8 protein-coding genes and 1 pseudogene are annotated in these 8,875 nt (G+C 69.0%); 7 read left to right on the top strand and 2 right to left on the bottom strand.

Translation table 11 applies throughout. From position 1 onward, the window contains the following. From AC1DYX_RS01655 to AC1DYX_RS01640, 4 genes and pseudogenes are all read left to right on the top strand, one after another. A pseudogene (locus AC1DYX_RS01655) lies at nt 1-226 on the top strand (hypothetical protein); the annotation flags it as partial. 84 nt (nt 227-310) lie between these two features. Then, complete coding sequence (mhpT, locus tag AC1DYX_RS01650) at nt 311-1,540, top strand: 3-(3-hydroxy-phenyl)propionate transporter MhpT (RefSeq protein ID WP_477255632.1); 1,230 nt, start codon at nt 311-313, stop codon at nt 1,538-1,540. Nucleotides 1,541-1,638: 98 nt separating this feature from the next. Beyond that, nucleotides 1,639-3,339 (top strand): tannase/feruloyl esterase family alpha/beta hydrolase, encoded by a 1,701-nt coding sequence (locus AC1DYX_RS01645; RefSeq protein ID WP_477255630.1) that lies wholly within the window; start codon nt 1,639-1,641, stop codon nt 3,337-3,339. A 29-nt stretch (nt 3,340-3,368) separates the two neighbouring features. Continuing rightward, nucleotides 3,369-4,460, top strand: a complete 1,092-nt coding sequence (locus AC1DYX_RS01640; RefSeq protein ID WP_477255628.1) for a porin — start codon at nt 3,369-3,371, stop codon at nt 4,458-4,460. Here the strand turns inward: AC1DYX_RS01640 and AC1DYX_RS01635 are convergent. Further along, complete coding sequence (locus AC1DYX_RS01635; protein WP_477255636.1) at nt 4,432-5,328, bottom strand: helix-turn-helix domain-containing protein; 897 nt, start codon at nt 5,326-5,328, stop codon at nt 4,432-4,434. The two genes, AC1DYX_RS01640 and AC1DYX_RS01635, sit on opposite strands and share 29 nt — an antisense overlap. 97 nt (nt 5,329-5,425) lie before the next feature. On the opposite strand from AC1DYX_RS01635, the gene AC1DYX_RS01630 reads away from it, so the two are divergent. Further along, the gene (locus tag AC1DYX_RS01630) at nt 5,426-6,592 is read left to right on the top strand and encodes a 4-hydroxybenzoate 3-monooxygenase (protein WP_477255626.1); all 1,167 of its coding nucleotides are present in this window, start codon (nt 5,426-5,428) and stop codon (nt 6,590-6,592) included. A gap of 21 nt (nt 6,593-6,613) precedes the next feature. On the opposite strand, the gene AC1DYX_RS01625 is transcribed toward AC1DYX_RS01630, so the two are convergent. Next, nucleotides 6,614-7,417: an IclR family transcriptional regulator domain-containing protein gene (locus AC1DYX_RS01625; protein WP_477255624.1), complete on the bottom strand. Its 804-nt coding sequence runs from the start codon at nt 7,415-7,417 to the stop codon at nt 6,614-6,616. A gap of 139 nt (nt 7,418-7,556) precedes the next feature. Between AC1DYX_RS01625 and AC1DYX_RS01620 the strand changes: the two genes are divergently transcribed. Both AC1DYX_RS01620 and AC1DYX_RS01615 read left to right on the top strand, forming a co-directional pair. Beyond that, nucleotides 7,557-8,222: a 3-oxoacid CoA-transferase subunit A gene (locus tag AC1DYX_RS01620; RefSeq protein ID WP_477255622.1), complete on the top strand. Its 666-nt coding sequence runs from the start codon at nt 7,557-7,559 to the stop codon at nt 8,220-8,222. Continuing rightward, nucleotides 8,219-8,875: a CoA transferase subunit B gene (locus AC1DYX_RS01615; RefSeq protein WP_477255620.1), complete on the top strand. Its 657-nt coding sequence runs from the start codon at nt 8,219-8,221 to the stop codon at nt 8,873-8,875. The genes AC1DYX_RS01620 and AC1DYX_RS01615 overlap by 4 nt, the downstream gene beginning before the upstream one ends.

The raw sequence follows: 8,875 nt of genomic DNA, 5'->3' as shown, positions 1-8,875 counted from the left end.
GCTGACGGACCTGAACGCGACGGCGAGCGGTTCGTCGAACCGGGTCGAGCGCCTGCTGCCGCTGGTCGAGCCGCCGTCGATCGACCACCGCGAGCTGACGGACAAGGGCTCCATCAACCAGGCGGCCGTGCTGGCCCGGCGCGCCGCGCTGGTCGACGACCTGTACGCCGACCGGGCGAGCCTTGGCATCCGGGCCGGTGAAGGAGGGACGCGCACGACGACCTGACCGACCGCCGATTCATCTGCGAACAACAACGAGGCCGGCGCCATGCCGGCCCGAACGACAATCCATCGCAATAGAGGAGACAACATGAATCACCGAGGCAACCTGCCGCGCGGTGCGGCCACGATCGCGCTGTGTTTCATCACCGCACTGCTGGAAGGACTGGACCTGCAGTCCACCGGCATCGCTGCGCCGGGCATCGGCGCGGAATTCAAACTGGCGCCGGCCATGATGGGCTGGGTGTTCAGCGCCGGTCTCGTCGGCCTGCTGCCGGGCGCCTTCGTCGGCGGCTGGCTGGCCGACCGCATCGGCCGCAAGCGCGTGCTCGTCGGCGCCGTGCTGCTGTTCGGCGTATTTTCGTTCGCTACCGCCCACGCGTGGAGCTACGACAGCCTGCTGGCGGCGCGCGTGTTCACGGGCCTCGGCCTCGGGGCCGCGCTGCCGCTGCTGATCGCCCTGACGTCCGAGGCCGCCGACCCGGCCATGCGCAGCACGGCCGTCAGCCTGACCTATTGCGGCGTGCCGCTGGGCGGCGCCATCGCATCCGTCATCGGCATGATGAAGTTCGAGGCCGGCTGGCGCACGATCTTCTACGTGGGCGGGCTCGTGCCCATCGTCGTCGCGCTGCTGCTCGTGCTGCTGCTCGCGGAGTCGGCCAGCTTCCGCCACCAGGCGGCCAGCCACGCGCCGGCCGACCGCCGCATCGGCAACCTGTTCGCCGGCAGCGCGCGCGCGTCCACCCTGCTGCTTTGGGTTGCCTGCTTCTTCACGCTCACCGTCCTGTACATGCTGCTGAACTGGCTGCCGTCGCTGCTGATCGGCCAGGGCTATACGCGCCCGCAGGCCGGCGTCGTGCAAATCCTCTTCAATCTCGGCGGCGCCACCGGTTCCGTGCTGAGCGGCCGCCTCGTCGACCGCGACCGTCCCGGCGTTGCGGTAGGGATCGCTTATGCCGGCATGCTGCTGTCGCTGGCGGGCCTCGGCCTGGCGGGCAGCTTCGGCCTGACAATGGCGGCCGGCTTCGCGGCGGGCTGCTGCGCCCTCGGCGCCCAGGCCGTGCTGTATGCGCGGGCGCCGGTCCTGTACGGGACGGCGATCCGCGCCACCGGCATCGGCGCGTCGATCTCCGTCGGCCGTCTCGGCGCCATCGCCGGTCCGCTCGTGGCCGGCCAGGTGCTGGCGACCGGCGCGGGCGCGGCCGGCGTGATGCTGTCGGCGGCGCCGGGCCTCGTCGTGGCCGCGCTGTGCGCATGGTCGCTGTCGCGCCGGGCCGATCCGGACGCCGTCCCGGGCGCGCAGGCCGCCGGCACGCACTGACTTCCCACTGATTCACGTGGTACGCGGTGTCCGCGCAGCCCTCCGCTGGGCTGCGCCGGCTCCGCTCGTCCCCACGCTTTGAAAGACAGGAAACCTCGATGAACCGACAATACACGGCGGCCGTGCTGGCCGTCCTCGGCCTGAGCGGCTGCGGCACCAGCCATGAGAGCACGCAAGCCGCGGCGCCGCAGCTGCTGCCGCAACTGGGCCAGGCGACCGGCGCCACGCTCACGGCCTGCACCGAACTGGCCACCCGCATCGCTTATCCGGACACCACGATCACCGCCGCGAACCCGATCGCGGCCGGCGTCCTCGCCGTAGCCGGCAAACCCGCGCCCGCGCACTGCCAGGTGCTGGGGCAGATGTTCCGGCGCACCGGCGCCGACGGCAAGGCGTACGCCATCGGCTTCGAGATGCGGTTGCCGGTCGCGTGGAACGGCCGCTTCTTTTACCAGGCCAACGGCGGCGTCGACGGCAGCGTGGTTACGGCGACGGGCCCGGTCGGCGGCGGCGGTCCGCTCGACAATGCGCTCAACCAGGGCTTCGCCGTCCTCAGTTCAGACGCCGGCCACCCCAGTCCCACGCCGGACTTCGGCATCGACCCGCAGGCGCGCCTGGACTATGGCTACCAGGCCGTCGGCAAACTGACGCCGATGGCCAAGGCCGTGATCCAGACAGCCTATGGCAAGGCGCCGGACCGATCGTACATCGGCGGCTGCTCGAACGGCGGCCGCCACACGATGGTGGCGGCGGCGCGCTACGCGGACCAGTACGACGGCTTCCTCGTCGGCGACCCGGGCTTCCGCCTGCCGCTGGCCGCCATCGCCAATATCGCCGGCGGCAAGACCTATGCATCGCTGGCCACCACGGCGGGCAACCTCGGCACCGGCTTTACGCAGGCGGAACGCACCCTGGTCTCGAACGCCGTGCTGGCGAAATGCGATGCGCTGGACGGTGCTACGGATGGTCTCGTCCAGGACACCGGCGCGTGCCAGGCCGCGTTCGACCTGGCGCGCGACGTGCCCACGTGTGCCGGCGCGCGCGACGGCGCCTGCCTGAGCGCGGCGCAGAAGACGGCCGTCGGCGCGCTGTTCGCCGGCGCGAACACGGAGACCGGCACGAAGATCTACACGAGCTTCCCGTGGGATGCGGGCTTCGCGACGGACGGCTGGGCGAGCTGGAAGTTCAGCAGCCCGCTGCAGCGCGACGCCGGCGCGGTGGGCCTGATCTGGTCCGTGCCGCCCGAAAATCCGACGACGTTCGACGGCACGACGTTCGCGCTGAGCGGCAGCCTGGACACCATGCTGGCGCGCGTGGGCGCGACGAGCGCCACGTATCCCGAGTCCGCGCTGTCGTTCATGTTGCCGCCCGACCCGGCCAACCTGGCCAGGCTGAAGAACCGCGGCGCCAAGCTGCTCGTCTACCACGGCACCAGCGATCCGATCTTTTCCAGCGACGACACCACCGCGTGGTACGAGTCGCTGCGCAGCGGGAACGGCGGCGGCGCGGCGAACTTCGCGCGCTTCTTCCGCGTGCCCGGCATGAACCACTGCGCGGGCGGCCCGGCCACCGACCAGTTCGACGCGTTGACGCCACTCGTGAACTGGGTCGAGAAAGGCCAGGCGCCGGACACCCTGCAAGCCAGTGCGCGCGGCGCGGGCAACGCGGGGGGCGTGAACGCGGACGTCCCGTCGACCTGGTCGGCGGCGCGCACGCGGCCGTTGTGCGCCTATCCGAAGGTCGCGAAGTACAAGGGATCGGGCGACGTCGAACAGGCCGCGAATTTCAGCTGCCAATAAAACCAATCATTCATGACTGAGGTGACAATATGAACCCAACAGCAATCCGTGCGGCTGCCGCGCTGGCCTGCGTCCTGGCGGCAGCGGCCGCGCATGCCCAGACGAGCGTGCAGGTCTACGGCATCGTCGACACGAGCCTCTCTTACCTCACGAACGTCGACGCGGCCGGGCATGCGGTGACGAAGATGAATTCCCTGACGGGCGAACTGCCGTCGCGCATCGGCTTCCGCGGCACCGAAGACCTCGGTAATGGACTGCAGGCCTTCTTCGTGCTGGAAAACGGTCTGTCGCTGGACACCGGCATGACGGGGCAGGGCAACCGCCTGTTCGGCCGCGCCGCCAATGTGGGGCTGAAGGGCGCCTGGGGCACCCTGACGCTGGGCCGCCAGCTGAACATGACGTATATCGCGCCGCAGAAGGCGGACGTGCTGGGCCCCAGCCTGTTCGCCCTCGGCAGCATCGACCCCTACCTGCCGAATGCGCGCAGCGACAATGCCATCGGCTACATGGGTAACTTCGGCCCGCTCGTAATCGGCGCCACGTACAGCCTGGGCCGCGACGCATCGAACGCGGGCGGTCCGCCGGCCACCAACTGCGCCGGCGAGGTGCCGGGCAATGCCCAGGCCTGCCGCCAGTACACGGGCCTGATCGGTTACGAGACCAAGGCCTGGGGCGTGAACACGTCGTACGACCGGATGCATGGCAATACCGGCGCGGCCGGCGGCCTGACGAGCAGCGCCAATACGGACACGCGCACGACCCTCAACGGTTACGTGATGCTGGGTGCGGCGAAGATCGGCGCCGGCGTGATCGACCGCGACACGAAGGCGGCGACGGGCCGCATGGAGTCCGACCTGTACTACCTGGGCGCGAGCTACCCGGTCGGCGCCTTCACGGTCGACGCGCAATGGGCGAAGCGCGTCACGCGGCACGTCGATGCGGACGTGACGATGCTCGTCGCGCGGGTCACGTATGCGCTGTCGAAGCGGACGTATCTCTACACGGGCGTCGGCCGCATGGACAACGAGGGCACCTCGGCCGTCCCGCTGGATGCCGGCGGCAGCGTCGGCGTGGGCAAGACGCAGAACGGCTTCATGGCCGGGCTGCGTCACCACTTCTGAGCCGTTCGCGATAGGCCTTCGGCGTCACCCCTGTGTGGCGCTTGAACGCCCGGCTGAAATAGGCCGGGTCCTGGAAGCCCAGTTCGTACGCGATGCTGGCGACGCTCGACGGGGCGTACGTCAGCTTGCGGCAGGCTTCCAGCATCAGGCGGTCCTGGACGATGTCGAAGGCGGACTTGCCGGCCAGCTTCAGGCACAGCCGGTTCAGCCGCACGGGCGTCACGCGCAGCAGGTCGGCGTAATGTGCGACCGGCACACCGTCCTTGTAGTGCTGCTCGACGGCCGCGCGGAACGCGGCGAACAGGCGGAATTCGCCGTGGCCGGAGCGGCTGGCGGCGCTGTGTTCCGCGTGCACGCGCGCCAGCAGCAACAGTACGCTGCGCGCCAGCCATTCCAGCATCAGCGCATTGCCCTGCCGGGGCCATGCGGCTTCCTCCACCATATTGCGCAGCAGCCCCTCGATGCGCGCGCGCGGCTGGCGCGCCAGCGCGAGCGACAGCGGTTCCACAAACAGCGGCGCGAACAGCTCGCCGTGGTGGTCGGGCGTGGCGAACAGCACATTCTGGTCGACCGTCAGCACATACCCCTGCGCTCCTTCCGCGAAGTCGAAGCCGTGCACCACGGATGGGTGCACGGTGAGCGCGACGGGACCCTTGCGTTCCCACACGGCTTCCTCGACGGCCGCGCGCACGCTGCCGCGCAATAGAAAAAGTACCTGGAACAGGCCCGGGTGGGTGTGGCGCCCGATGTGCCAGTCGTGCAGCCGGCTGCGCGTCTCGATCAGTTCGACGTGCACGGCTTCGGCCAGCGTCTGCTCGCCGTACAGGGCAAAGCGCGGGATGGCGGCGGCGGGGAGGGAAGGGCGCATGTCGAAAAAGTACAAGGAATCGATGATTTCATCCATTCTATTCAAGACCGCGCGCCACTAGCATGGTCGTCGACAAATATTTTTTTCAGGAGACGACATGCGTACCCAGGTTGCCATCATCGGCGCCGGCCCCGCCGGCCTTTTGCTTTCCCATCTGCTGCACCTGCAGGGCATCGAATCCGTCGTGCTCGAATGCCGCACGCGCGACGAGATCGAATCGACGATCCGCGCCGGCGTGCTGGAACAGGGCACGATGGACATCCTCGACGAGACCGGATTAGGCAGCAGGATGCGGACGGAGGGCGCGCTGCACCACGGGTTCGAGCTGGCGTTCGACGGCCGCCGCCACCGCATCGACCTGACCGAACTGACGGGCAAGGCTATCACCGTGTACGCCCAGCACGAAGTCATCAAGGACCTCGTCGCCGCGCGCACGGCGGCCGGCGCGGACATGCTGTTCGGCGTGCGCGACGTGGCCGTGCACGGCGTCGATAGCGACCGGCCGTCCGTGACGTACACGCGGGACGGCGAAGCGTTCCGCATCGATGCCGACTTCATCGCCGGCTGCGACGGCTTCCACGGCGTGTCCCGTCCCGCCATGCCGCAGCAGGGGCGCAACGACTACCAGCGGGTGTATCCGTTCGGCTGGTTCGGTATCCTCGTCGAGGCGCCGCCGTCGGCGCCGGAGCTGATCTACGCGCGCCACGAGCGCGGGTTCGCCCTCGTCAGCACGCGCTCGCCCACGGTGCAGCGCATGTACTTCCAGTGCGACCCGAAGGACAGCGTCGACAACTGGTCGGACGACCGCATCTGGGCCGAGCTGCAAGCGCGCGTGGAAAACCGCGATGGCTGGCGCCTGACGGAAGGGAAGATCTTCCAGAAGAATATCGTCGCGATGCGCAGCTTCGTCTCGACGCCGATGCAGTCGGGCCGCCTGTTCCTCGCGGGCGACGCCGCGCACATCGTGCCGCCGACCGGCGCCAAGGGCATGAACCTGGCCGTGTCCGACGTGCGCCTGCTGGCGGCCGGACTGGACGAGTTCTACCGCCAGGGCAAGACCGCCCGGCTGGAGCGCTACACCGACGACGCATTGAAACGCATCTGGCGCGCCGAGTACTTCTCGTGGTGGATGACGAGCATGCTGCATACGTTCGCCGACGCGTCGCCGTTCCAGCGCGAGGTGCAGCGCGCGGAGCTGGAGAATGTCGTCAGCTCGCGCGCGCTGGCCACGGCGCTGGCGGAGAATTACGTCGGGGCGTTCTGAGCGCCGCCGACGCGACGCCTGTCAGGGCAGCAGCAGCGCCAGCTCCTGCGCGCCCTGGCGCAGCACCGGCAGGAATTCCTCCACCATGCGCTCCGGCGTCACGCGCGTCGCGTGCGCGCCCACGTTCAGGGCGGCCAGCACGCGCCCCGACGCGCCGCGCACCGGCACGGCGATCGAGCGCAATCCGAGCTCCAGCTCCTCGTTGTTGACGGCGTAACCGTCGTGCCGCACCTGCGCCAATACATCGCGCAGGCGGTCCGGATCCGTCACCGTGTGCGGCGTCATCGGCGTGAGCGTCGTGCGCGCGAGATACGCATCCAGTTCGTCCGGCGCGAGCTGCGCCAGCAACACGCGGCCCAGCGAGCTGCAATACGCGGGCAGCCGGCTGCCCGCGGACAGCGACACCGACATCACCCGCGACGTGGCCGCGCGCGCCACGTACAGCACCTGGTCTTCTTCCAGCACGGCCAGCGAGCTCGATTCGCCCAGTGCTTTGCTGACGGCGTTCAGGCAGGGCTGGGCGGCGGCCGTCAGCGGCGTGGAGGACAGGTAGGAATACCCCAGCGTGAGCACTTTCGGGCGCAAGGCGAAGTTGTTCAGTTCCGCGTCGACGTAGCCGAGCTGGCGCAGCGTGTGCAGGCAGCGGCGCACCGCCGCGCGCGGGATACCCGTCTGCTGGCTGATCTGGGCGATGGTCTGCGGCTTGCGCGTATCGGCGAAGGCGCGCAGCACGGCAAGGCCGCGCGCGAGCGACGTCATGAAATCGGGGTCGGCGAGGGCGTCGATTTCCTCGGCGATGGTGAGCGGGGCGGGTGTGGATGACATGGCGGGATTGTAATCGATGACGGGAAGTGCTTGACCTTCGGCGCCGGGCGGGCGTACACTTTTTGTGCGGTAGGCGAGCATGTGTTCGATTATCGCACATCCCCGTTCACTGAGGCCGGTTCGATTCCGGCAGACAACCATGATCGACAAAACCTGTGACACGCTGGAGCGCGCCGTGGCCGACATCCACGACGGCGCCACCGTCATGATCGGCGGCTTCGGCAACGCCGGCATGCCTTCCAGCCTGATCGACGCGCTGATCGCCCACGGCGCCCGCGATCTCACCATCGTCAACAACAATGCCGGCAACGGCGACACGGGCCTCGCGGCACTCATCAAGGCGAGGCGCGTGCGCAAGATCGTGTGTTCGTTTCCGCGCCAGTCCGATTCCTGGCATTTCGACGCGCTGTACCGCGCGGGCGAGATCGAACTGGAACTGACGCCGCAGGGCAACCTGGCGGAACGCATCCGCGCCGCGGGCGCCGGCATCGGCGGTTTCTTCACGCCCACCGGCTACGGCACCCTGCTGGCGGAAGGCAAGGAAACGCGCGTCATCGACGGCCGCAACTACGTGTTCGAGACGCCGATCCTCGCCGATTTCGCGCTGATCAAGGCGCTGCGCGGCGACCGCTGGGGCAACCTCGTGTACCGCAAGACGGCGCGCAACTTCGGCCCGATCATGGCGATGGCGGCGAGGACCACCATCGCGCAGGTGCTTGAGATCGTGCCGCTCGGCGTGCTCGATCCGGAAGCGATCGTCACCCCCGGCATCTTCGTCCAGCGCGTCGTCAAGGAGGCAGCATGAGCATCACCAGTCGTTTCAGCCGCGACCAGATGGCCGCGCGCGTGGCGCAGGATATTCCCGAGGGTGCCTACGTGAACCTGGGCATCGGCCTGCCCACGAAGGTCGCAAACTACCTGCCGCCGGAGCGCGAGGTGTTCCTGCACAGCGAGAACGGCCTGCTGGGCATGGGCCCGGCGCCGGCGCCCGGCGAGGAAGACGAGGATCTGATCAACGCCGGCAAGCAGCCGGTCACCCTGCTGACGGGTGGCGCCTATTTCCACCACGCGGATTCGTTCGCGATGATGCGTGGCGGCCACCTGGACATCTGCGTGCTGGGCGCCTTCCAGGTATCGCAAAGGGGCGACCTCGCCAACTGGCATACGGGCGCACCGGATGCGATTCCGGCCGTCGGTGGCGCGATGGACCTCGCCATCGGCGCGAAGCAGGTGTTCGTGATGATGGAACACCAGACCAAGACCGGCGAAAGCAAGGTCGTCGGGCGCTGCACCTATCCGCTGACGGGCCTGGGCTGCGTCAGCCGCATCTACACCGACCTGGCCGTGCTGGACGTCACCCCGGAAGGTCTGCGCGTGCGCGAGATGGCCCCCGGCCTCACCCTGGCCGACCTGCAGGCCGTCACCGCCGCGGCGCTGCTGGCCACTTCGAACGATTAA

This window comes from Massilia sp. P2_C2 (assembly GCF_056404615.1).
Note: the sequence above shows the minus strand (reverse complement) of the source record. Positions and strands in the feature narration are given on the sequence as shown.

Coding starts and splice junctions, on each gene's coding strand:
- AC1DYX_RS01615 (WP_477255620.1), top strand. CDS start 8,219: ATGAGCATCACCAGTCGTTTCAGCCGCGACCAGATGGCCGCGCGCGTG.
- AC1DYX_RS01640 (WP_477255628.1), top strand. CDS start 3,369: ATGAACCCAACAGCAATCCGTGCGGCTGCCGCGCTGGCCTGCGTCCTG.
- AC1DYX_RS01620 (WP_477255622.1), top strand. CDS start 7,557: ATGATCGACAAAACCTGTGACACGCTGGAGCGCGCCGTGGCCGACATC.
- AC1DYX_RS01630 (WP_477255626.1), top strand. CDS start 5,426: ATGCGTACCCAGGTTGCCATCATCGGCGCCGGCCCCGCCGGCCTTTTG.
- AC1DYX_RS01635 (WP_477255636.1), bottom strand. CDS start 5,328: ATGCGCCCTTCCCTCCCCGCCGCCGCCATCCCGCGCTTTGCCCTGTAC.
- AC1DYX_RS01625 (WP_477255624.1), bottom strand. CDS start 7,417: ATGTCATCCACACCCGCCCCGCTCACCATCGCCGAGGAAATCGACGCC.
- mhpT (WP_477255632.1), top strand. CDS start 311: ATGAATCACCGAGGCAACCTGCCGCGCGGTGCGGCCACGATCGCGCTG.
- AC1DYX_RS01645 (WP_477255630.1), top strand. CDS start 1,639: ATGAACCGACAATACACGGCGGCCGTGCTGGCCGTCCTCGGCCTGAGC.